This is a genomic window from Nocardioides sp. JQ2195 (genome assembly GCF_012272695.1).
GTDB lineage: Bacteria > Actinomycetota > Actinomycetes > Propionibacteriales > Nocardioidaceae > Nocardioides.
Genome location: NZ_CP050902.1, coordinates 3,714,665 through 3,738,270, shown reverse-complemented (window position 1 = coordinate 3,738,270; position 23,606 = coordinate 3,714,665). Strand labels below are relative to the sequence as shown.

Annotated in this window: 19 protein-coding genes and 1 tRNA gene; 17 read left to right on the top strand and 3 right to left on the bottom strand. The window is 69.6% G+C overall.

The annotated features are described in order from the left end of the window. The first annotated feature begins 226 nt into the window (after positions 1 to 226). The 7 genes from ncot_RS17740 (at position 227) to ncot_RS17710 (ending at position 11,631) form a co-directional block, all read left to right on the top strand. Positions 227 to 2,542, top strand: a complete 2,316-nt coding sequence (locus tag ncot_RS17740; RefSeq protein ID WP_168618792.1) for a sodium-translocating pyrophosphatase — start codon at positions 227 to 229, stop codon at positions 2,540 to 2,542. Positions 2,543 to 2,638: 96 nt separating this feature from the next. Beyond that, complete coding sequence (locus ncot_RS17735) at positions 2,639 to 4,108, top strand: class I SAM-dependent methyltransferase (protein ID WP_168618791.1); 1,470 nt, start codon at positions 2,639 to 2,641, stop codon at positions 4,106 to 4,108. A 69-nt stretch (positions 4,109 to 4,177) separates the two neighbouring features. Beyond that, entirely contained in the window at positions 4,178 to 5,257 is a 1,080-nt protein-coding gene (locus tag ncot_RS17730; protein ID WP_168618790.1) for a DUF2510 domain-containing protein, read from the top strand. A gap of 159 nt (positions 5,258 to 5,416) precedes the next feature. After that, complete coding sequence (topA, locus tag ncot_RS17725) at positions 5,417 to 8,176, top strand: type I DNA topoisomerase (RefSeq protein ID WP_168618789.1); 2,760 nt, start codon at positions 5,417 to 5,419, stop codon at positions 8,174 to 8,176. A gap of 88 nt (positions 8,177 to 8,264) precedes the next feature. Further along, positions 8,265 to 8,915: a dTMP kinase gene (gene tmk / locus ncot_RS17720; protein ID WP_168618788.1), complete on the top strand. Its 651-nt coding sequence runs from the start codon at positions 8,265 to 8,267 to the stop codon at positions 8,913 to 8,915. Continuing rightward, entirely contained in the window at positions 8,912 to 10,075 is a 1,164-nt protein-coding gene (locus ncot_RS17715) for a DNA polymerase III subunit delta' (protein WP_168618787.1), read from the top strand. Before tmk ends, ncot_RS17715 begins: the two co-directional genes overlap by 4 nt. After that, on the top strand, positions 10,072 to 11,631 hold the full coding sequence (locus ncot_RS17710) for an alpha/beta fold hydrolase (RefSeq protein ID WP_168618786.1): 1,560 nt from the start codon (positions 10,072 to 10,074) through the stop codon (positions 11,629 to 11,631). The genes ncot_RS17715 and ncot_RS17710 overlap by 4 nt, the downstream gene beginning before the upstream one ends. 32 nt (positions 11,632 to 11,663) lie before the next feature. Here the strand turns inward: ncot_RS17710 and ncot_RS17705 are convergent, their stop codons facing one another. Then, positions 11,664 to 12,581 (bottom strand): LysR family transcriptional regulator, encoded by a 918-nt coding sequence (locus tag ncot_RS17705; RefSeq protein WP_168618785.1) that lies wholly within the window; start codon positions 12,579 to 12,581, stop codon positions 11,664 to 11,666. Between the two features lie 102 nt (positions 12,582 to 12,683). Between ncot_RS17705 and ncot_RS17700 the strand changes: the two genes are divergently transcribed. The 5 genes from ncot_RS17700 to ilvA all read left to right on the top strand — a co-directional run bounded on the left by ncot_RS17700 (position 12,684) and on the right by ilvA (position 17,598). Next, positions 12,684 to 12,869 (top strand): hypothetical protein, encoded by a 186-nt coding sequence (locus tag ncot_RS17700; protein WP_168618784.1) that lies wholly within the window; start codon positions 12,684 to 12,686, stop codon positions 12,867 to 12,869. A 141-nt stretch (positions 12,870 to 13,010) separates the two neighbouring features. Continuing rightward, a tRNA-Thr gene (locus tag ncot_RS17695) sits at positions 13,011 to 13,086 on the top strand. Positions 13,087 to 13,529: 443 nt separating this feature from the next. Next, positions 13,530 to 14,666 (top strand): PucR family transcriptional regulator, encoded by a 1,137-nt coding sequence (locus ncot_RS17690; protein ID WP_168618783.1) that lies wholly within the window; start codon positions 13,530 to 13,532, stop codon positions 14,664 to 14,666. Between the two features lie 320 nt (positions 14,667 to 14,986). After that, positions 14,987 to 16,258, top strand: a complete 1,272-nt coding sequence (locus tag ncot_RS17685; RefSeq protein ID WP_168618782.1) for an FAD-dependent oxidoreductase — start codon at positions 14,987 to 14,989, stop codon at positions 16,256 to 16,258. A gap of 83 nt (positions 16,259 to 16,341) precedes the next feature. Beyond that, the gene (gene ilvA, locus ncot_RS17680; RefSeq protein WP_168618781.1) at positions 16,342 to 17,598 is read left to right on the top strand and encodes a threonine ammonia-lyase IlvA; all 1,257 of its coding nucleotides are present in this window, start codon (positions 16,342 to 16,344) and stop codon (positions 17,596 to 17,598) included. A 9-nt stretch (positions 17,599 to 17,607) separates the two neighbouring features. Here the strand turns inward: ilvA and ncot_RS17675 are convergent, their stop codons facing one another. Then, entirely contained in the window at positions 17,608 to 18,270 is a 663-nt protein-coding gene (locus ncot_RS17675) for a hypothetical protein (RefSeq protein ID WP_168618780.1), read from the bottom strand. 73 nt (positions 18,271 to 18,343) lie between these two features. Continuing rightward, complete coding sequence (locus ncot_RS17670; protein WP_168618779.1) at positions 18,344 to 18,634, bottom strand: hypothetical protein; 291 nt, start codon at positions 18,632 to 18,634, stop codon at positions 18,344 to 18,346. Positions 18,635 to 18,730: 96 nt separating this feature from the next. Here ncot_RS17670 and ncot_RS17665 point away from each other — a divergent pair, with 96 nt between their 5' ends. The 5 genes from ncot_RS17665 to ncot_RS17645 all read left to right on the top strand — a co-directional run bounded on the left by ncot_RS17665 (position 18,731) and on the right by ncot_RS17645 (position 23,603). Beyond that, complete coding sequence (locus ncot_RS17665) at positions 18,731 to 19,912, top strand: NADH:flavin oxidoreductase (RefSeq protein ID WP_168618778.1); 1,182 nt, start codon at positions 18,731 to 18,733, stop codon at positions 19,910 to 19,912. 56 nt (positions 19,913 to 19,968) lie between these two features. Beyond that, positions 19,969 to 21,054, top strand: a complete 1,086-nt coding sequence (locus tag ncot_RS17660; RefSeq protein ID WP_168618777.1) for a diacylglycerol kinase — start codon at positions 19,969 to 19,971, stop codon at positions 21,052 to 21,054. Next, positions 21,051 to 21,911: an SDR family oxidoreductase gene (locus ncot_RS17655; RefSeq protein ID WP_168618776.1), complete on the top strand. Its 861-nt coding sequence runs from the start codon at positions 21,051 to 21,053 to the stop codon at positions 21,909 to 21,911. The genes ncot_RS17660 and ncot_RS17655 overlap by 4 nt, the downstream gene beginning before the upstream one ends. A 32-nt stretch (positions 21,912 to 21,943) precedes the next feature. After that, entirely contained in the window at positions 21,944 to 22,951 is a 1,008-nt protein-coding gene (locus ncot_RS17650) for an MBL fold metallo-hydrolase (RefSeq protein ID WP_168618775.1), read from the top strand. Between the two features lie 85 nt (positions 22,952 to 23,036). Beyond that, on the top strand, positions 23,037 to 23,603 hold the full coding sequence (locus ncot_RS17645; protein WP_168618774.1) for a carboxymuconolactone decarboxylase family protein: 567 nt from the start codon (positions 23,037 to 23,039) through the stop codon (positions 23,601 to 23,603). Positions 23,604 to 23,606 lie beyond the last annotated feature (3 nt).

The window sequence follows — 23,606 nt, the reverse complement described above, 5'->3', positions numbered from 1 at the left end:
GTTTCGAGCGTCGACCCGGCACGTGTTGACGCGATGTCGCGCCCGCGCGCGTCAACTCGTGCCGGGTCGGCGTCTTGACACCGTCAACTCGTGCCGGGTCGGCGTCTTGCCGCGTCAACTCGCGTCGACTGTTCGGGGTTCTGTGGCGTGGATCACAACGCTCTGCCCATGAGTCTGCGTAGACTCCGGCGAACTGTGTAACCTGCGTCACACTCAAAGGAGAGACATGACCGGGATCTACCCCTCCGCCGTGGAAGTCGATGTCTCCGGGGGCAATCTCGTTCTGGTCGTCATTGTGGGAGTCATTGCGCTCGGTGCGCTCGGCCTCGCGGCGATGTTCCGGAACGAGGTGCTGTCCGCCGGTGAAGGCACCGACAACATGAAGCGGATCGCCCAGGCCGTCCAGGAAGGCGCCAACGCCTACCTCACCCGCCAGTTCCGTACCCTCGCCATCTTCGCCGCGGTGGCATTCTTCGCCCTGCTCGCCCTGCCCGCCGACGACACCGCCGTCCGCATAGGCCGGTCGGTGTTCTTCCTCGTCGGAGCCGGTTTCTCGGCCACCGTGGGATATCTCGGCATGTCCCTGGCGGTGAAGGCCAACCTGCGCGTCGCCGCCGCGGCCCAGGAGACCGGTCGCGACCCGGCGATGAAGATCGGGTTCCGCACCGGCGCCACGGTCGGCATGCTGACCGTCGGCCTCGGGCTCCTCGGTGCCAGTGTCGTCGTGCTCCTCTTCAAGGACGAGGCCCCGCACGTGCTCGAGGGCTTCGGCTTCGGCGCTGCGCTGCTGGCCATGTTCATGCGCGTCGGTGGCGGCATCTTCACCAAGGCCGCCGACGTCGGGGCCGACCTGGTCGGCAAGGTGGAGAACAACATCCCCGAGGACGACCCGCGCAACGCGGCCACCATCGCCGACAACGTCGGCGACAACGTGGGCGACTGTGCCGGCATGGCCGCCGACCTCTTCGAGTCGTACGCCGTGACGCTGGTCGCCGCACTGATTCTCGGGTCGCAGGCATTCGGTGACCAGGGCCTGGTCTATCCACTGCTGATCCCCGCCGTCGGTGCGCTCACCGCCGTCCTCGGTGTCTACCTCTGCAAGCCGAAGGCCGGCGAGAACGGCCTGAGCACGATCAACCGGGCCTTCTACATCTCGGCCGCCGTGGGCGCCGTGGGCAGCGTGATCCTGTCCTACGTCTACCTGCCGAGCGACTTCGCCGACTTCAAGAACGCCACCGGCCTCGACATGGCCGACGCCTCCGGTGACCCGCGGCTGATCGCCTCGGCCGCGGTCGTGATCGGCATCGTGATGGCCGCCGGCATCCTCGCCCTGACCGGCTACTACACCGGCACCGAGCACCGTCCGGTCAAGGACGTCGGCAAGACGTCACTGACCGGCGCCGCCACCGTGATCCTCTCCGGGCTCTCGGTCGGCTTCGAGTCGGCGGTCTACACGACGCTCGTCATCGGCGCCGCGGTCTTCGGGGCGTTCCTCCTGGGCGGTGCCACCGTCACGGTGTCCTTGTTCGCGGTGGCACTGGCCGGGTGTGGTCTGCTCACCACGGTCGGTGTGATCGTGGCGATGGACACCTTCGGTCCGGTCTCCGACAACGCCCAGGGCATCGCGGAGATGTCCGGTGACGTCAGTGACGACGGCGCCCAGATCCTCACCGAGCTCGACGCGGTGGGCAACACCACCAAGGCGATCACCAAGGGCATCGCGATCGCGACCGCCGTGCTCGCTGCGACGGCGCTGTTCGGTTCCTACTCGACGTCGGTCGCCGAGTCCGTGGCCGACGCCGGCAAGCTCACCGACGGCGACGAGACGATGCTCAACTTCCTGGTCTACAACCCGGGGGTGCTGGTCGGGGTGCTCCTCGGTGCGGCCGTGGTCTTCCTGTTCTCCGGGCTGGCCATCAACGCGGTCGGCCGCGCGGCCGGGGCCGTCGTGTTCGAGGTCCGCCGGCAGTTCCGGGAGATCCCCGGGATCATGGAGGGCACCGGACGACCGGAGTACGGCCGGGTCGTCGACATCGTCACCAAGGACTCCCTGCGCGAGCTGGTCACGCCCGGCCTGCTCGCCGTGCTGGCACCCATTGCGGTCGGCTTCGGCCTCGGGGCCGCCTCGCTGGCCGGCTTCCTGGCCGGGGCGATCGGCACCGGCACGCTGATGGCGGTCTTCCTCGCCAACGCCGGTGGAGCCTGGGACAACGCCAAGAAGCTGGTCGAGGACGGCAACCACGGCGGCAAGGGATCCGACGCCCACGAGGCCACGATCATCGGTGACACCGTCGGTGACCCGTTCAAGGACACCGCCGGCCCGGCGATCAACCCGCTGATCAAGGTGATGAACCTGGTCTCCCTGCTCATCGCCAGCGCCGTGGTCTCGATGAGTGTCGGCGAGGACAAGAACGACGCCATGCGGATCACGATCGCCCTGGTCGCTGTCGCGATCATCGCGGTGGCGGTCTACATCGCCAAGCGGCGACCGATCGCGATCGGCGACGACGAGCCGGTCTCGGAGGTCTCGACCGGCGCCTGAGCGCACTGCTCGACGGACGGCACCGGGTCACAGCCACCAGCTGGCTGTGATCCGGTGCCGTCTTGTGCGTGGGTCGCGGTTCACTACGCTCGTGCCGTGAACCCCTCTGATCTTCCCGCCCGGCTCCGCGATGCACTCACCGCTGCGGACTACACCTATGACGGCGTCGCCGAGCTGCTCGGTACGACGGCGCACACAGCCCTCTCCCGCAACGAGACGGTGCCCGGGCTGCAGCGCACGAAGGGTGACTCGCCGCTCGAGGCGCTGACCCGGTTGTTCCTGCTCCAGGCGCCGGTGTCCGTCGCCGCGGCCGAACGGGCCCTGCCCGGCATGGTCGACCGGCTGACCACCGAGGGGATCCTGGAGCGCAGTGTCGGGGAGGTGGCCGCCAGGATGGACGTGCGCCCCTACGCCGAGGAGCAGCGGGACCTGTGGGTGGTCAGCGACCTGACCCCCGGGCTGGACGGCACGCCCAACAAGGTCGGCCCCGACCACGTGCTGGGCATCAGCTCGGCCTCCACGTCGTTGGCCCAGCTGACGATTCGCGAGAAGGTGGGCCGCTCGCTCGACCTCGGCACCGGGTGCGGCGTGCAGGCGCTCCACCTCGCCGCGCACTCGGACCAGGTGGTCGCGACCGACGTGAACCAGCGGGCGCTGTGGATGACCGGGTTCAACGTCGCCCTGAACGACGCCGGACCCGTCGACGTCCGTGACGGATCGTTCTTCGAACCGGTTCGTGGCGAGCAGTTCGACCTGATCTCCACCAACCCGCCGTTCGTGATCTCCCCGGCGACCGGGGAACGGCTCGTCTACCGCGACTCCGGGTTGCCCGGCGACCGCGTCGTCGAGGACATCGTGCGAGCCGCACCGGACCACCTCACACCCGGAGGCTGGTGCCAGGTCCTGGCCAACTGGGTGATCGACGAGGGACAGCCGTGGGACGAACGGTTGGCCGGCTGGATCCACGACAGCGACGCCTGGGTCGTCCAGCGCGAGGTGGTCGACCCGGCGACGTACGTCGAGCTGTGGCTCAAGGACGCCGGCCTGCAGGGGACTTCCGACTACGTCCGGCGCTACGACACGTGGCTGCAGTGGTTCGCCGAGCAGGGCATCGAGGGGGTCGGCTTCGGCTGGATCAACCTGCGGCGCACCGACGCCGAGCCGACGCTCCGGCTCGAGGACTGGCCCTTCGACGTGGAGCAGCCGATCGCCCCGACGATCCACGCGTGGGGGCAGGCGATCGACGTCCTCGCCGGTCTCGACGACGACGCCCTGCTGGCCGCGCGTCTGGTCGCGCGCACCGACGTGCAGCAGGAGACCGTGGGTGCGCCGGGTGCTGAGGACCCGCACACCGTGGTGCTGCGCCAGCAGCGCGGACTGCGCCGGGCCCGCCAGGCCGACACCGTCGAGGCCGCGCTGCTGGGCGCGTGTGACGGCGAGCTGTCCGTGGGCCAGATCCTGGACGCGCTGGGCAGCCTCCTCGAGGAGGAGACGGCCACCATGCGGTCGACGTACCTGCCGACCGTGCGCGAGCTGGTCGCCGAAGGCTTCCTGCTCGACTCCTGACCCGGACCCGGCGCCAGGACTCGTCCCAGGTTCCGGCGCGAGCCCGGTGTGATCGCCTAATGTGTGACCGTGTCCCAGCCTGCTTGGTATCCCGACCCCTCCGGCCAGCCCGGTTCGTTCCGCTACTGGGACGGCCAGTCCTGGAGCGCCGAGACCACGGCGAACCCGTACGACGCCCCGCCGGCGAGTGTCCAGCCGAGCGGCCCGCCCGCCCAACCGCAGGGCCAGCCCTACGGCGAGCAGCCGACGCAGCAGTTCCCCCAGCAACCCCACGATCCCCAGCAGGGCTGGGCGCAGCAGCAGGGCCAGCCCTACGGCCAGCAGCCGGCGCACCAGTGGTCGCCGATGCCCGCCCCCAACGGTGGCCCCGGGGGATCGGGGAAGAAGGGCGTCCTCGTCGCGGTGGCCGCGGTCGTCGTGGTCCTGCTCCTCGTGGGCGGTGGCATCGCCGCCTGGCTGACCATGGGCGACGACGACAGCGACGACAAGTCGGCCGACGACGAGTCGTCCCAGTCCAGCGAACCGACCGACGAGGCATCCTCCGCCACCAGCGAGCCGACCGATGAGTCCACCTCCTCGACGGACGCGCTGACTGATTGCCCGCAGGCGCTTCCGGCGGTGCACGCGCCCACACCGCCCGGCACCATCAAGTCCTTCGACCTGTCGGCCCCGGTTCCCGCGGGATACACCGCCGATGAGCAGGCCGACCAGGCAGCGGAGGCGTTCGCGTGGCTCCGGGACCCCCGGGGCGCATACGAGATCGTCGAGCAGTCGGGGGACGCGGGTTGGATATCGCTGCTCGTGGTCGGGAGCGTGGAGCGGTCCGACGGATACGGTTCCCTCGAGGCAGCGGCCCAGAGCGTGACCAACTGCATGGCCGGCTCCGAGGACATGTACACCGGCATGGCGGGAACAACGCCGAAGGGATCGGAGCAGATCACCGTCGACGGTCACAACGCCTGGCGCATCGACACCGAGATCCGCGTCGACGACCCCCGGGTCACCGTGGAGGGTGACCACGCGATCGTGGTCGCGGTGGAGGTCGACGACTCGGAGACCTACGCGATCTTCGCCGGCGTGGTTCCCCTGGGAGACCAGAAGCTGCTCGACCAGCTGGAGAAAGTGGTCGCCGGGATGACCGTCGCCTGACCCAGTGGCCGCGCCCCGGCCGGGGTGCCGCCCGACCGTGCGTCTCGCCGCAGGGCGGCGGGCGGTCAGCGTGTGATTGGCCGACGCGCTACCGTAAGCGGCCGAGAGACCCCGTCGCGTCCGACGGAGCCCCGCTGGAGCCCAGGAGGCCAAGAGTTCGTGGCACACAAGTTGGTGATCGTCGAGTCGCCCGCCAAGGCCCGCACCATTGCCGGGTACCTCGGCGACGGCTACGTCGTCGAGTCGTCCATCGGGCACATCCGCGACCTGCCGAACAATGCCGCCGACACTCCGGCGAAGATCAAGGACAAGCCGTGGGGGCGGCTGGCGGTGGACGTCGAGAACGGCTTCGAGCCCTACTACGTGGTCCCCAGGGACAAGAAGAGCCACATCACCAAGCTCAAGGGTCTCCTCAAGGACGCCGACGAGCTCTTCCTCGCCACCGATGAGGACCGGGAGGGAGAGGCGATCGCCTGGCACCTCCTCGACGAGCTCAAGCCCAAGAACATCCCCGTGAAGCGGATGGTCTTCCACGAGATCACCAAGGCCGCCATCCTGGCCGCCGTCGACAACCCGCGCGAGATCGCGATGGATCTCGTCGAGGCCCAGGAGACCCGTCGCATCCTCGACCGTCTCTACGGCTACGAGGTCTCCCCGGTGCTGTGGCGCAAGGTGATGAGCGGTCTGTCCGCCGGCCGCGTGCAGTCCGTGGCCACCCGCCTCGTGGTCGACCGCGAGAAGGAGCGGATCGCCTTCCGTGCGGCCTCCTACTGGGACATCGACGGCTCCTTCGACGCCGGCTCCGGCCACGATCCACGCATCTTCCCGGGGAAGCTGCAGACCATCGACGGCTCCCGCGTCGCCCGCGGTTCCGACTTCGCCGACGACGGCCAGCTGAAGCAGTCCAGCGTGGACAAGGCCGTGGTCCACCTCGACCGCAGTCGCGCCGAGGCCCTGGTCGCCGGCCTGCAGGACACGACGTACGACGTCCGCAGCGTCGAGTCGAAGCCCTACAAGCGCTCTCCCTATGCGCCGTTCCGCACCACCACGCTCCAGCAGGAGGCCAGCCGCAAGCTCGGCATGGGCGCCTCGGCCACCATGTCGGTGGCCCAGCGCCTCTACGAGAACGGCTTCATCACCTACATGCGCACCGACTCCACGACGCTGTCCGGCTCCGCGATCGGCGCGGCGCGCGACCAGGTCCGCGAGCTGTACGGCGCCGAGTACCTCCCGGACAAGCCGCGCGTCTACGCCTCGAAGGTGAAGAACGCGCAGGAGGCGCACGAGGCGATCCGTCCTGCCGGCGAACACTTCCGCACCCCGGCCCAGACCGGGCTGAGCGGCGAGCAGTTCCGCCTCTACGAGCTGATCTGGATGCGCACCGTCGCCTCGCAGATGAAGGACGCGGTCGGCCAGTCGGTCTCCATCCGTTACGGCGGCGCAGCCGCGACCGGCGAGGACGTCGTCTTCTCCTCGAGTGGCCGGGTGATCACCTTCCACGGCTTCCTGAAGGCCTACGTCGAGGGCACCGACGACAAGGCAGCCGCGCGTGACGACCAGGAGACCCGTCTGCCGAAGCTCGAGGAGGGCAACCGGGTCACGGCGGCCTCCCTCCAGGCACAGGGCCACGAGACCAAGCCACCGGCCCGCTTCACCGAGGCCACGCTGATCAAGGAGCTCGAGGAGCGTGAGATCGGCCGCCCGTCGACCTACGCCTCCATCATCGGCACGATCCTGAACCGAGGGTACGTCTACAAGAAGGGCACCGCTCTGGTGCCGGCCTGGCTGGCGTTCTCCGTGGTCCGGCTGCTGACCGACCACTTCACCCGTCTCATCTCCTACGAGTTCACCGCGGGGATGGAGGACATCCTCGACGAGATCGCTGCGGGCAACCGTGAGCGCGAGACCGAGCTGGCCGAGTTCTACTACGGCTCCGACAAGGTCGCCGGGCTGCACCGCCTGGTCAACGGACTCGGTGAGATCGACGCGAAGGCGCTGGCCACCTTCCCGGTCGCCGGCGAGGACAGCGGCATCGTGCTTCGCGTCGGCCGCTACGGGCCCTACCTCGAGGGGCCCGGCGACGACGGCACCCCGGCGGGCAAGCGCGCCAACGTGCCCGACGATCTGCCACCCGACGAGCTCACGCTCGAGAAGGCCAAGGAGCTGCTGGCCAACCCCGCCGGTGAGGAGACGATCCTCGGTGAGCACCCCGAGACCGGCCTGACCGTCGTGGCCAAGAACGGTCGCTACGGCCCCTACGTGACCGAGCTGCTGCCCGAGGACCCTTCGACAGGCTCAGGACAGGCGCGGAAGAAGAGCAAGGCCAAGCCCCGCACCGGGTCGCTGTTCAAGTCGATGAGCCTCGACACGATCACCCTCGACGACGCGGTGAAGCTGCTGTCGCTCCCGCGGGTGGTCGGTGAGGACGCCGAGGGCGTCGAGATCACCGCGCAGAACGGTCGCTACGGCCCCTACCTCAAGAAGGGCACCGACTCGCGCACCCTCACCTCAGAGGAGCAGCTGCTCAGCATCACGCTCGAGGAGGCGCTGGCGATCTATGCCCAGCCCAAGCAGCGGGGTCGTGCCGCAGCGGCGCCGCCGCTCAAGGAGCTCGGCCCCGACCCGGTGTCCGGGCAGCCGGTCGTGGTGAAGTCCGGCCGCTTCGGTGACTACGTGACCGACGGTGAATACAACGCCACGCTGCGCAAGGACGACACGGTCGAGGCGATCACGATCGAGCGGGCCGCCGAGCTGCTCGCGGAGCGTCGCGCCAAGGGGCCCGCGAAGAAGACAGCCAAGAAGGGCGCCAAGAAGACGGCGGCGAAGAAGTCGACGGCCAAGAAGTCGACGGCCAAGAAGACCGCGAAGAAGGCACCGGCGAAGAAGGCCACCAAGAAGACCGCAGCCAAGAAGTCCTGACCGACCGGCCACTCGAAGGTGGAGGCCCGGACCACTCGATCGGATCCGCGCTGAGCGGCGGTCGGTGCCTCCACCTAGGGTGTACGACGTGACGTCACCGGGCCGCTACTCAGACACGGGTGTCTTCGTCTGCTTCGAGGGCGGCGAGGGCGCCGGCAAGTCGACGCAGTCACGGGCCCTGCGGGACTGGCTCGAGGCCGAGGGCCATGGCGTCGTCCTCACCCACGAGCCCGGCGACACCGCGGTCGGGCAGAAGATCCGACAGATCGTGCTCGACCCGGCCACCGGTGAGCTGTCCCACCGCACGGAGGCCTTGCTCTACGCAGCAGACAAGGCCGAGCACATCGACACGGTGGTGGCCCCCGCCCTGGAGCGCCGCGAGGTGGTCATCACCGACCGCTACGTCGACTCGGCGTTGGCCTACCAGGGCGCAGGTCGTGACCTCGTCGTCGACGAGGTCGAGCAGGTCAACCGGTGGGCGACGCGCGACCTGCGTCCCCACCTGACCGTCGTGCTCGACCTCGCGCCCCAGCAGGGGCTGGGGCGCTTCGCCGAACGTGACCGCATCGAGGGGGAGTCCGACGAGTTCCACCTGCGGGTACGCGAGGCCTTCCTGCGGATGGCAGCGGCCAGCCCCGAGCACTACCTGGTGGTGGACGCGCGGCGACCGGTCGACGAGATCGCTGCCGCAGTCCGCGAGCGCCTTGCACCGCTCCTGACCCAGGCGGCCCGTCGATGACCGCCACCGTCTGGGACAACCTGGTCGGGCAGCGGCCGGTCATCAGCGCGCTCTCCGCCGCGGCCTCCGGCCACGGGATGAGCCAGGCGTTCCTGTTCACCGGTCCGCCGGGGTCGGGTCGCTCCAATGCCGCCGTGGCGTTTGCCGCGGCGTTGCAGTGCGAGAGCCCCACGGGTCCCGGGTGCGGGTCGTGCCACTCCTGCCACACCGTCCTGGCCGGCTCTCACGCGGATGTCTCCGTGATCCGCACCGAGAAGCTCTCCATCGGCGTCGAGGAGGTGCGCGACCTGGTGCGTCGTTCCGCCCTGGCGCCGGTCGGCCAACGCTGGCAGATCCTGGTCGTCGAAGACGCCGACCGCCTCACCGAGCAGGCCTGCAACGCGTTGCTCAAGGCCATCGAGGAACCCACCGACCGCACCGTGTGGATGCTGTGCACGCCCACCGTCGACGACGTGCTCCCGACGATCCGCTCCCGCTGCCGGCTGGTCACGTTGTCCACGCCGTCCACGCCCGACGTCACCGACTTCCTGGTGCGCAACGACGGGGTGCCCGAGGAGCTGGCCGCCCATGCCGCCCGCGCCAGCCAGGGCCACATCGGTCGAGCCCGTGCGCTGGCCAAGGACGAGGCCACCCGCGGCCGTCGAGAGGAAGTCGTCAAGATCCCGATCACCCTGACCTCCCTGGGCGCGTGCATGCGCTCGGCGAGCAACCTGCACCAGGTGGCCAAGGACGAGGCCGAGGCGATCACGGTGGAGCTCGACGTGAGGGAGAAGGCCGACCTCGACTCGTCCTACGGCGTGGTCGATCGCGGCCGCCGTCCGCGTGAGTACTCTCCCGCGCTCTCGGCCCTGGAGAAGGGCCAGAAGGCGCGTGCCAAGCGGCGCGTGCTCGACGTGATCGACCGTGGACTGATGGACCTGGTGTCCGTCTACCGCGATGCGATCGTGCTGGCGACCGGCGCCCTCACCGAGCTGGTCAACGAGGAACGACGCCACGAGCTGGAGCGGCTGGTGCGGGTCACGACGCCCGAGGAGAATCTCCGGCGCATCACCGCGGTCTTCACCGCACGCGAGCAGATGTTGGAGTTCAACGTGCCGCCGGCCCTGGCACTCGAGTCGATGATGGTGGCGCTGCAGCTGCCCGAGGGAGCCCGTCCATGAAGAAGTTGGTCGCACTGATCGCCCTGGTCGCCATGTTGCTGGCCGTCGCAGGCGTCGCCACCTGGCAGCTGACCAGTGTTGACGGTGACGAGCCCGACGCCAGCATGGGCAGGCCGGCCAGCACCGACGCGGCCACGCCGTCGGGTGAGGCGCGCACCGCGCCCGACCCGGCGCTGCAGTCCTTCTACGACCAGACCATCGCCTGGGAGCCCTGCGGCGCCAACGAGTGCGCGACCCTCGAGGTGCCTCTCGACTACGAGGACCCGGCCGGTTCCACGATCGAGCTCAACCTGCTCAAGCGCCCGGCGGACGACCCGTCCGCGAAGGTCGGGAACCTGGTGGTCAATCCCGGCGGCCCGGGCGCCCCCGGCACGTCGTACGCCGAGCAGGCCGACTTCGCGTTCGGCGACCCGCTCCGGTCCGCGTTCGACATCATCGGTTTCGACCCGCGGGGAACAGGCGAGAGCTCGCCGGTCGACTGCCTCTCCGACACCGACCTCGACGCCTACCTGGCCGAGGACCCCTCACCCGACACGAAGGCGGAGGTCCGCCACTTCCGCGACTGGAGCCTCAGGATGGGCAAGGGCTGCCAGCGGCTCAGCGGTGACGTGGCCGCCCATGTCTCGACGGTCGAGGCCGCTCGTGACATGGACGTGCTCCGGGCCGCGCTCGACGACGACAAGCTGACCTACTTCGGTGCGTCCTACGGCACCAAGCTCGGCGCCACCTACGCCGACCTGTTCCCCGAGCGTTCGGGTCGCCTCGTGCTCGACGGAGCGGTGGACGTGTCGCTGACCTCCAAGGAGCTGAGCCTGGGCCAGGCCGCCGGCTTCGAGCGGGCGCTGACGGCGTACGTCGATGACTGCCTCGCCGATGACTGCTACCTCGGCACGACCCGCAAGGAGGCCCTGGCCACCATCAAGGGGTTCCTGGACGAGGTTGACGCCGAGCCGATCGAGGTGGGCGACCGCGACCTCAAGATCGGCAACGCGTTCTACGGGATCGTGGTGACCCTCTACAACGACGAGTACTGGTCGATCCTCGACAGTGCCCTGGGCCATGCCCTGGAGGGTGACGCCACCGAGCTGCTGCGACTGGCTGACGTCTATGCCTCACGCAACGCGTCCGGCGGATATGACGACAACAGCTCCGAGGCGATCTGGGCGATCAACTGCCAGGACGACCCGACCTACACGCCTGTGGGCAAGATCCCCGCGACGTTCCCCGAGTTCCGCAAGGCGTCCCCGACGTTCGGTGACGTGTTCGCCTGGGGGATGGAAGGGTGCGAGGGCTACCTCGGGCCCAAGCCGGAGAAGCGGAAGCCGATCACTGCGCGGGGCGCCGACCCGTTGCTCGTGGTCGGCACCACGCGCGACCCGGCCACTCCCTACGAGTGGGCGGAGTCGCTGGCCAAGCAGCTCGGCCCGGCACTCCTGGTCACGCGTGACGGCGACGGGCACACCGGCTACAACATGGGAAGTGACTGCGTCGACGACATGATCGAGGGCTACCTCATCGAGGGCGACGTGCCCGACGGCGACGTCGACTGCAGCTGAGCGACGGTCTCGATGCTCGGTCGACGCTTGGCCTAGATCGGCTCGCAGATCTCCTGGATCCGTGCGGTGGCGAGCTCGATCATCAGCCGGGTCGCGGGCGAGAGCGTGGCCCGGTTGCGGTGCACGATGGCCAGGGTGTCGACCTGTCGTGGACGCAGCGCCACGAAGCCGGCCCGGGGGGCGAGCCGGGGCAGCAGCTGGTCGGCGACTCCGCGGGGGACGACGGAGTCGGCCAGCCCCATGCCGACGAGCTCGACTGCGGTCTCCACGTCCTCGACCTCGATGCGGGTCTGTGGGTTGAGACCGGTCTCGTGCAGCATCTGACGCAGCACGATGCGGGTCGAGTCGTTGGCCCGCCACGTGGTCTCCGCCATCACCAACGACGCCATCGCGAGGCCGTGGGCGGTCACCGGTGAGCGCAGCCGATCGGCGTTCGCACTGATGTAGACCAGCTCGTCATGGGCGACCGGGGTGACCGACATGCCTTCGCTGTGGACCTGGGGCACGGCGATCATGGCCGCCTCGATGCGGCCGCGACGAAGGTCGTCGTAGACGTCGGAGGAGTTCTGGCCGACGAGCTCGACACGGACGCCGGGGTGCCGCTCGAGCACGTCGGCGATCAACGCTGCCCCGGCATAGAGCCGGGCCGTGCCGAACATACCGAAGCGCACCGTGCCCGTCTCGAGGGCGGTGACGGCCTGGACGGCGCGTCGGGCCTCCTCGGCCGACTCGATGGTGCGCTCCGCGTGGGTGCGCAAGGTCTCGGCTGCAGCGGTCGGGACGACGCCGCGCCCAATGCGGGCGAACAGCTGGACGCCGAGGGTCTTCTCCAGGGAGCGGATCTGCTCCGAGATCGACGGTTGGGCATAACCGAGGTGCTCTGCGGCGGCCGTCAGGGAGCCCTGCTCGTAGACCGCCAGGAAGCACCGCAGCTGGTGCAACGAAAGCATAGGCACTCCCTATGGCAGACAGAGGAAAGCAAGGCTAGCACTATCGGTCGCGATGTCGGAGAATAGTAGTGCAAACATCAATCAGACCTTGAGGAGGTCACCATGTTCGTCAACCACTGCACCTCATGTGACAAGAAGATGCTGATCTTCCCGAGCCAGGTCACCGGCATGGCCCAGATCGACGGCGTCAACGCGATGACCTACACCTGCTGGTGTGGCAGCGAGCAGCTCTGGCACGACGGCGCCAAGGTCGGCCAGACCGAGCCGGCGCTCGCCGACATCTCCTGACCCGCCCCCCTTCCTGCCTCCGGCGCCCGGCTGATCAGCCGGGCGCCGGTGTGATTTCCGGGGGAGAAGGAGTGATTTCGCCGGACGCCACCACGCGCCGTATACTTCCCCGGGTTGCCCGGGCGCTGTCCCGGGCAGCACGCCGCCTTAGCTCAGTCGGTAGAGCGAATCACTCGTAATGATTAGGTCATCGGTTCGATTCCGATAGGCGGCTCCACGGAAACTGGCCCCCAACCTGCTGGACGCAGGCGAGGGGCCTTTTCGATGTCGCTCCTGCAAGCCGACGGGTCTGCGGCCGGGTCTGTGGTCTGAAGGCCGGCCAGGGCTGGCCCGGGTCAAAACGGAACGACGCTGGGCCGGCCGTGCGCTGCGCATGGCCGGCCCCTCGTCGCCATCCCCCCAGATGCGCCAAGTGGACTGTGAGCGTTCATGCTCGCATCTGCGGCGCGCCCTGTCCTCAGGATGAGAATTTCTCCCCGTGCTGTCTGGACAGCGGATTCCTTGCGGTCGACAGCTCGTGAAGAGGGACGCCCCGGTCGACGCGGCGTCGGCCCCGTGCCGTCGCCCCGATCCCGGAGCGAGGTTGGGTGCGTTCTGCCGGACGGACAGTCGAACCCTGATAACTTCCAGATCCGGGGAACTGCACCAGGAGGTCGGCCCATGGCACTCGTCGAGGACGGCGACCTCTTCGACCTCTCCACGTCCCTGGCCGGCTTGCTGCGGGCACCGGTGACCATCGAGGACCGCGACACCATCGTGATCGCCTACTCCGGTGGCGACCAAGACGTCGACCAGGCCCGGATCAGCACCATCCTGGGCAGGCAGGTGCCCGTTCACTACCGGGAGGCGATCGCGGCCACCGGTGTCTTCGAGAAGCTGCTGACCTCGGACGAGGTGATCACGCTCGACCTCCCCGAGGAGCACATGGTGGCGCGTGCCGTGGTCGCCGTACGCGATGACGGGCAGCTGATCGGCTCCATCTGGGCCGCCATCCCGGGCGGGCCGAGCCCCGACCAGGCGCAGATCCTCCGCGAGGCCGTGCCGCAGGTCGCCGCGCGCCTGCGCGCCGAGCGAGACCTCGCCGATCGAGGTCGTCGCGAGCGCACCGACCTGGTGACCACCCTGCTCGCCGGTGGAGACGCGGCGGACGAGATCGCCGCCGACCGGACGATGGCCGGGGAGTGGGTGGCGGTCTCGATCCGGGCTGCCACGCCCGAGGCGATCCGGCGCACGGTCGGACCGCTCACCCTGCACCTGTCAGCCGTTGCCCCCTCGGCCCTGTGTGCCGGGCACGACAGTGGAGTGCTCGGCGTGCTCCCGGCCGCCTCGGCGGTCCGGATCCTTGACGACTTCCTGCGCCGGTTCGGTGCCCGGGACCAGTTGGCGGTCGGCATCGGCACGCCGGCCGAGGCCGGCAACCTTGCCGAGTCGCGTGCCGTCGCCGACCAGGTCGCCGAGTCCCTGACCCGCCGCGGACGACGCGGTGTGGCGGCCACCCTGACCGACGTGTTTGCCGACGTGCTCGTCGACCGCCTCGACGGTTTCCTCAACCGGCACCGGGACTCCAGTCCCCTGACGCTCTTGCGTGAGCACGACCGGGTGCACGAGAGCGGGCTGGTCGATGCGGTTGGCGCCTTCCTCGACAGGGGCGAGGTCAGTGCAGCCGCCGAGGTGCTCGGGGTCCACCCCAACACGGTCCGCAACCGGCTTCGCCGAGCCCGCGAGTCGTGCGGGGTCGACGTGGCCGATCCGGCGACCCGGCTCGCGCTGATGATTGCCCTGCGCTCGGTCCGCTGAGTCGGTCGTCGGGCCGGGTTTCGAGACGGCCTCGTGCCTCGGCCTCCTCAACCACCGGAGACGTGCCTCGGCCTCCTCAACCACCGGCGCTCGGTCCGCTGAGTCGGTCGTCGGGCCGGGTTTCGAGACGGCCTCGTGCCTCGGCCTCCTCAACCACCGGCGCTCGGTCCGCTGAGTCGGTCGTCGGGCCGGGTTTCGAGACGGCCTCGTGCCTCGGCCTCCTCAACCACCGTGGGTGTTGGCCGATCGCACAAGGGGGAGCGCGGAAGCGTGGAGCTTCGGGCAGTGACCGGGGCCACGGGGAGGCCCAGACTTGGAGCATGGACACCTCTGTGGAGCACGTCGTCGTCGTGGGCGCGGGGATGGTGGGGCTCTCCACCGCATGGCACCTGCAGGAGCTCGGGGTCAGGGTCACCGTCGTCGACCGCGACGGCGTGGCTGCCGGTTCCTCGTGGGGCAATGCCGGTTGGCTCGCGCCCGCGCTGACGCTGCCGCTGCCCGAACCTGCCATCCTCAGGACAGGAGTCCTGGCCACGCTCAAGCCCGACTCCCCGGTCTACGTGCCGTTCCGCGCAGACCCGCGCCTGGTCCAGTTCCTGGTCGGCTTCGCCCGGCACTGCACGACTGACCACTGGAACACCGCGATCGAGGTCTTCAACCGGGCCAACGCCGGAGCCCTCGATGCCTACGCCGAGCTCACCGAGCACGACGGGCCGGGCCGCGTCGACGAGCCCACGCGGGCGGCGGAGCCGTTCCTGGCGGGCTTCGTCTCCGAAGCCGACCGCACCGTGCTGGAGGAGGAGTTCCGCCACGTGGCGCAGACCGGCGGGCTGACCGACTACGAGCTCCTCGACGCGCACGAGCTGCACGCCATGGAGCCCGCGCTCGGACCCGAGGTCACGCACGGCATCCGCCTCAACGGGCAGCGCTACATCAACCCGGGCCGCTTCGTGCACGCGCTGGCCGACGCCGTACGCGCGCGTGGCGGTGAGATCGTCGAGGGCTTCAGCGTCCGGACCGTCTCCCAGCGCGGGCGTCGGACCCTGGTCGCCGCCCAGGGGCGAGAGTCGATCGTGGCCGACGCGGTCGTGCTGGCCAACGGCAGCTGGATCAGTCAGCTGGCCCGGCCCCACGGCGTACGCCGGGTGGTCCAGGCCGGCCGCGGCTACAGCTTCACCGTGCACCCCGACCAGGTGCCGACCGGGCCGGTCTACTTCCCGACCCAGCGGGTGGCCTGCACCCCGCTCGGCAAGCCGGAGGAGGGCCTCCGGGTGGCCGGCATGATGGAGTTCCGCAGCCCCGACGAGCCGCTCGACGAGCGACGGATCACCGCGATCGTCGACGCCGCGAAGCCGATGTTCACCGGCGTCGACTGGTCGCAGCGGCACGACGAATGGGTCGGCTCGCGGCCCTGCACGACTGATGGGTTGCCGCTGGTCGGCGCGACGCGCTCCGACCGGGTCTTCGTCGCCGGTGGCCACGGCATGTGGGGCGTGGCCCTGGGTCCGCTGACCGGCAAGCTGTTGGCCGCGCGGATGGTGGGGTCACCCACGGACGACCAGCTCCTGGACGCCTTCGACCCGCTGCGCTGAGCCCCCGGCAGCATCCGACGCCGAGCCGGCACCCGGCTGAGACGGTGCAGTCGCGGAAGGCCGTGACGCCTAGAGTCGGGGGAGTGAACCTGCCCCAACTCACCGCCGACGCGGTCGACCGTGCCGCCGAGGTGCTCAGCCCGGTGATCCGGCGTACGCCGCTCGAGTTCAGCGCCCGCCTCTCGGAGGATGCCGGTGTCCCGATCCTGCTCAAGCGCGAGGACCAGCAGCTCGCCCGTTCCTACAAGCTGCGCGGCGCCCACCACCTGATCGCCGGACTCACCGAGGCCGAGCGGGCGCGCGGGGTGGTCTGTGCCAGCGCCGGGAACCACGGGCAGGGCGTCGCGCTCAGCTGTGCCAAGCTCGGCATCCGGGGTCGGGTGGTCGTGCCGCAGAACACCCCCCGACAGAAGCGTCAGCGCATCCTCGCGCTCGGCGAGGGGTGGGTCGAGCTGGTCACCACCGGAAGCTCGTACGACGAGGCGAGCGCCGCAGCGCACGCCGATGCGGAGTCGTCCGGCGCCATCTACGTGCACCCGTTCGACGATGCGCGCACGATCGTCGGTCAGGGGACGATCGCCCCGGAAGTGGTGGCGCAGGCCGAGCGGGCCGACTACCCCTTGGACACCGTGATCGTCCCCGTCGGTGGTGGCGGGCTCATCTCAGGCATCACGCTGTGGCTCCACGAGCGACGCCCCGACCTGCGCATCATCGGGGTCGAGCCCGAAGGCACCCCCAGCATGACCGCTGCCCTGGCCCACGGTGGTCCTGTGGCACTGGAGCGGATCGACACCTTCATCGACGGCGCGGCGGTCGGCCGGGTCGGTGACCTGACCTACCCGATCGTGCGCGACCTGGTCGACGAGGTGATCACCGTCCCCGAGGGCGCCGTGTGCACCGAGATGCTGGCGCTCTACCAGACCGAGGGCGTCATCGCCGAGCCTGCCGGTGCGCTCGCCAGCGCTGCGGCGCGGCGCATCGAGCCACGGGACGGAGCGATGGTGGCGATCGTCTCCGGCGGAAACAACGACGTCAGCCGCTACGCAGAGATCGTGGAGCGCTCCCTGCTCCACGAAGGCCTGCGCCACTACTTCCTGGTCACCTTCCCGCAGGAGCCCGGCGCCCTGCGCCACTTCCTCGACGACGTGCTCCTCGACGACGCCGACATCGTCGTGTTCGAGTACGTGAAGAAGAACAACCGGGAGACCGGCCCGGCGCTGGTCGGCATCGAGCTCGAGAACGCGGCCGACCTCGACGAGCTGATGTCCCGCATGCAGGCCAGCCCGCTGACGATCGAGCTGGTGCCCCCGGGTTCGCCGGTGTTCAGCTTCCTGCTCTGAGCGCGCGCGTCAGGCTTCTTCCTCAGGAAGATGGGGGTCGGCCAGGAGGTACTGGGTGAACCTGCCGTCGTGGCTCCGGTCGTGGGGCTTGACCGGCTCGGGGATCATCCGTCCCTCGGTGGCGTCCCAGAAGTGATCCACGGTCAGGCAGATTCGTCGGGCCACGCGACCCCGGACCCCGCGGTGCGGGACGAAGGGATGCGGTCGCGTGGGGGAGTGCAGCTCGGCGGCATACACCCGGTCGGCCAGGTCCGCGCAGAAGCCGTCGGAGGTGCTGTCCACCAACGCCTGGGCCATGCGCTCCTCGAGATCCATGAACACGTTGAAGCGTGAGTGCAGGTCGGACCAGATCTCGCTCCACGGACGATGGATCGCGTGGGCCTCGCCGTAGAGCTTGGCCTTGGTCTGCGCCATCGCCTGCTCGAGGTCGCGGCTGGCACGCGAGAAGTCGCGGGCGAGGTCGTGGCCGCCCGCGAGGTGTCGCTCGATGGCAGGCACGAGGACGGCGTTCGCGGCGGCGAGATGCCTGCTGGCGCTGGCCAGGAACGTGTCCGTCGCCGGGAAGACGTCTCGTGGCCTGGCCGGGGTCGGCCGCCTGAACTCGGCGACGGAGAGGCGTTCGTCGAGAACGTCGTGCGTTGCCCTGATGCTGTGCTGGAGCTTGTCGTGCATGGCCGTCATCTCCTGTGCTCCCCTCCAGTGTGCTCCCGGGTCGGGGGCACGGCAAGGAGCACAGGAGACCGGATCAGCCTTCTTCGAACTCGGCCTCTTCGAGGAACTCGGCGGCCACCTTCAGCAGCTGGACCGCGACCTCGGGGTCGAGGCCGGCCAGGGTGATCTTCAGGCCGAGGTCGGAGCTGGGGTCGAGCTCCCAGTCCTCGTCGTCATCCTGCTCCTGGGGCTGGCTGAAGTCGACGAGCTGCAGGTGGAGGCCGGGCTTGTCGGCGCCCATCGGCACGACGTGCAGGGCATCGGGGTCGCCGATGAATCGGGCGCCGACGCTCAGCGAGGCCTCGACTTGTTCTTCGTCACTCATGGATCCACCTTCACGGTCTCGAGGTTTGTTGTTCAGGAGATTTGTTGTTCAGGAGACTAGCCGCCACCAAACTAGATCGTGTTCTAGTCTGGCCCGATGCAGGTCGATGCCTTCCGTCCCGCGACGCTGGGACCAGTCCAGCTGCGCAATCGCATCATCAAGGCGGCCACGTTCGAGGGGCGGACCCCCTACGGCCTGGTCACTGATGACCTGATCGCCTTCCACCGCGAGCTGGCCGAGGGTGGTGTCGGGCTCACCACGGTGGCCTATCTCGCCGTCTCACCGGAGGGTCGCACCCACAAGCAGCAGATCGTCGTCGGCGGCTCGACCGCGCCCGGCCTGGCCCGGCTGGCGCAGGCCGTGCACGACGCAGGCGGTCGCATCTCCGGCCAGATCGGTCACGCCGGCCCCGTGGCCAACGGCCGCTCCAACGGAGCGCACGCGCTGGCCGCGAGCCCGATGCCGAGCCCGCTGTCGATGCAGATGATCCGCAGCGCGACGGCGCGCGACCTCGCCCGGATCACCCGTGCGTACGCCGCCACCGCGAGGACCCTGGTCGACGCCGGCTTCGACGTGCTCGAGATCCACATGAGCCACAGCTACCTGCTCTCGTCGTTCCTGGCTCCGGGGCTGAACCGTCGCAGGGACGGATGGGGCGGCTCCCTGGAGAACCGGTCCCGGCTGGCCAGGCAGATCGCCCGCGCCGTGCGCGAGGAGGTGGGTGACGCGGCGGCGGTGATCGGCAAGACCAGCCTCAGTGACGGCTTCCGAGGCGGGGTCACGCTGGCCGAGGGGGTCGAGCTCGCCCAGATGCTCGAGGCGGACCGGACCCTGGATGCCCTGCAGCTGAGCGGTGGCAGCTCCTTGATGAACCCGATGTACCTCTTCCGTGGAGGGGTGCCGCTGCGCGAGTTCGCGGCCGCGATGCCGCTGCCCGTGCGTCTGGGGATGCGCACGGTCGGCTCGAGGTTCCTGAAGGCCTACGACTTCGAGGAGGCCTACTTCCTCGACAAGGCGCTCGAGTTCCGCAAGGCGCTGACCATGTCCCTGGTGCTCCTGGGCGGGATCAACCGGCGCGCCACCATCGAGCGGGCGATGTCGCTCGGCTTCCAGTACGTCGCGATGGCCCGGGCCCTGCTCCACGAGCCGGATCTCGTCCGCCGGCTCGAGGACGAGCGGCGAGGCGTGGGGGCGTGCATCCACTGCAACCGGTGCATGCCCACGATCTACGACCCCGCAGGCACCCACTGCCCGGAGCTGGTCGACCTCCGTGGGTGAGCCCTGATCGCGGAGCAACCTTCCCAGGACCTAGAACGTGTTCTAGATTGATTGCCATGAGCACACCACCCCTGCGCGTCGTCGGCTGGTCCACCGGAACCGTCGGCCGGCACGTGATCGCCGGAATCGACCGTCACCCCGACCTGCAGCTCGTCGGGGTCTGGGTGTCGAGCCCGGAGAAGGACGGGCAGGATGCCGGTCGCCTGGCCGGACTCGACCGCGACCTGGGCATCACCGCCACCACCGACCGGGAGGCGCTCCTCGCCCTGAAGCCCGATGCGATCGTGCACACGGCGATGACCGACGACCGCATCTTCGAGTCGATCGAGGACCTGCAGGCGTTCGTCGCAGCCGGCATCAACGTGGTCTCCAGCGGACCCGTCCTGTTGCAGTACCCCTACGGCGCGCTCTGGGCGGACGCCCTCGAACAGCTCGAGAAGGCCTGCGCCGACGGCGCCGCCAGCCTCCACGTCAACGGCATCGACCCCGGCTTCGCCAACGACGTCCTCCCGCTCGTGATGACCTCCCTGTCCCAGCGCATCGACCAGGTCAGGGTCAGCGAGATCGCCGACTACTCGACCTACTACCAACCCGTGGTGATGCGCGACATCTTCGGCTTCGGCAAGCCCGTCGACGCCGACGACGTGATGCTGTGGCAGCCGGGAATCCTCAGCATGGGTTGGGGATCGGTGGTCCGTCAGATCGCCGCGGGGCTCGGGCTGACCCTCGACGAGCCGCTCACCGAGACCGTCGACCGCCGCCCCGCCGAGGTGGACACCAGGACGGTGAGCGTCGACATCGCCGCAGGCACCATGGGCGCGGTGAGGTTCCAGGTGATCGGACGGGTCGACGGCGAGGACAAGGTGATCCTCGAGCACGTCACGCGGACCGCGGAGGACCAGGTGCCCGAGTGGCCGACCCCGTCCGAGGGCGGCGGTTGCTATCGCGTCGAGATCACCGGCCAGCCGATGATGAAGGTCGACTTCACCCATCGGGGGGAGGACGGCGACCACAACGTCTCGGGCATGGTCACCACCGCCCAACGACTGGTGAACTCGGTCTCCTCCGTCGTCGCCGCCAAGCCCGGGATCGTCACCGCGCTCGACCTCTTCCACGTGACCGGCAAGGGCCTGGTCTCGTGAGCATCCTCGACCGGTTCTCGGTCGCCGACCACGCTGCCGTGGTCACCGGCGCCGGCCGCGGGATCGGCGCAGCCACCGCGATCGCCCTGGCCGAGGCCGGCGCCGACGTCCTCATCTCTGCTCGGCACACCGACCAGCTCGAAGCGGTCGCCGAGCAGGTCCGCAGCATCGGCCGGCGAGCGCTCGTGGTGCCGGCGGACCTGACGGACACCGACGCGGCCGCCGGCCTCGCGCAGGCGGCGTACGACGAGTTCGGGCGCCTCGACATCGTGGTCAACAACGTGGGCGGCACCATCCCGAACGCCTTCCTGGACACGGATGTGGACTACCTGGAGGAGTCGTTCCACTTCAACGTCAGCACCGCCCACGCGCTGACCCGGGCAGCGGTGCCGCTGATGCTCGAAGCTCCCGGCGGGCAGCAGTCGATCGTCAGCATCAGCTCCATGATGGGCCGCACGGCGGGTCGCGGCTACCTCGCCTACGGCACGGCGAAGGCGGCACTGGCCCACTGGACCAGGCTCGCCGCCACCGACCTCTCCCCGCGGATCAGGGTCAACGGGATCTTCGTGGGATCGGTGATGACCAGCGCGCTCGAGTTCGTCGCCGGCGTCCCGGAGATGATGGACCAGCTGGAGACCAGGACGCCGCTGGGCCGCGTGGGGGAGGCGGAGGACGTCGCCGCGGGAGTGCTCTACCTGGCTTCGCGGGCCGGGCAGTACGTCACCGGCAAGCTCCTCGAGATCGACGGAGGCATCCAGCAGCCCAACCTCGATCTCGGGCTGCCGGACCTGGGGCTGCCGGATCCCGGTGTGCCGGACCTGGGGCTGCCGGGTCCCGGTGTGCCGGACCTCACCTGATGTGACCGGCGAGTACATGCCATGGTGAGTGGATGACTGACTGGACGGAGCCCGGCGCCTACGAGGTCGCACCCGGCGTGCACCGCATTCCGCTGCCGCTGCCGATGGACGGGCTGCGCGCGGTCAACGTCTATGCCATCGACAACGGTGACGGACTGACCCTGGTCGACGGTGGCTGGGCGATCGAGGAGGCCCGCACGCTCCTGGAGTCGTCGCTGGCCAGCATCGACCGCAAGGTCTCCGACATCACCTCCTTCCTGGTCACCCACGTGCACCGGGACCACTACACGCAGGCCGTGACCGTCCGGCGTGAGTTCGGCTCCCACGTCTCGCTCGGCATCGGTGACAAGCCGACGCTCGACCTGATCCACGCGACCGACGTCGACGAGAACCCGTACGTCCCGATGCTGCGGCTGGCCGGCGCCCCCGACGTGGCGAAGGAGTGGGCGGACTTCACCGCCGACTCCACGCCGGACCTGTCCATCTGGGAGTACCCCGACACCTGGCTCGAGGACGATCACCAGCTCACGGTGGGGTCGCGGACCATCGACGCGGTCTCGACCCCGGGACACACCCAGGGCCACTTCGTCTTCGCCGACGTCGCCGACGGCCTCCTCTTCGCGGGCGACCACGTGCTGCCCACCATCACGCCGTCCATCGGCTTCGAACCGGTGCTCGCCGACCAGCCGCTGCGCGACTTCCTGGAGTCGTTGGCGAAGGTGCGCGCGATGCCCGACCTGCAGCTGTTGCCGGCCCACGGCGCGGTGACCGCGTCCAGCCACGCCCGCGTCGACGAGCTGATCGCCTTCCACGACCACCGCCTCGACCTGTGTCGGGCCGCGATCTCCGACAACCCGGGCACGTCGTACGACGTGGCGCAGCAGCTCCCGTGGACCAAGCGCGACCGCAAGCTCTCCGAGATGGACGTCTTCAACACGGCGCTGGCCACGCTGGAGACACGGGCACACCTCGAGCTGCTGGTCGCCCGCGGCGAGATGACCCGGGCCACCATCGACGGGGCCCGCGTCTACTCCATGTGAGACCTGGTTGTCACAGACCCGCGGCGGCCGGTGTCTTCATGCCGAACGGGCTCCACAGGCCGGAGCCCCAGGCAGAGGAGGCATCATGCCCAGCAACTTCCGGATCCCCAAGGCGCGTCTCGACGGCATCTACGGCCGCATGCTGGCGGCGTACGCGAGGCGAACCTACGGCGAGATCCCCGACTTCGCCTACGTGCTCTTCCACCACAAGCCGCTCACCAAGGCGCTGCTCTCGTTCGAGGGAAAGGTGGCCAGGCTGAACGCTCTGGACGCGAACCTCAAGTCGTACGCCGTGATGGCGACCGCGGCGAAGATCGGGTGCAGCTGGTGCATGGACTTCGGCTACTTCATGGCCCACAACGACGGGCTGGACGAGAAGAAGCTGCGCCAGGTCCCGGTCTGGCGCGACAGCGACGTGTTCACGCCGCTCGAGCGCGACGTGCTGGCCTACGCGGAGGCGATGACCGCGACGCCGCCCGAGGTCGACGACGAGATGGTGGCCGGGCTGCACCGCCAGCTCGGGGCCGAGGCGATCGTCGAGCTGACCGAGATGATCTCGATCGAGAACCTGCGCTCGCGGACCAACGCGGCGATGGGGCTGGCCTCGCAGGGTTACGCCGACAGCTGCGAACTGGCACCGTTGGCCCAGTGAGGA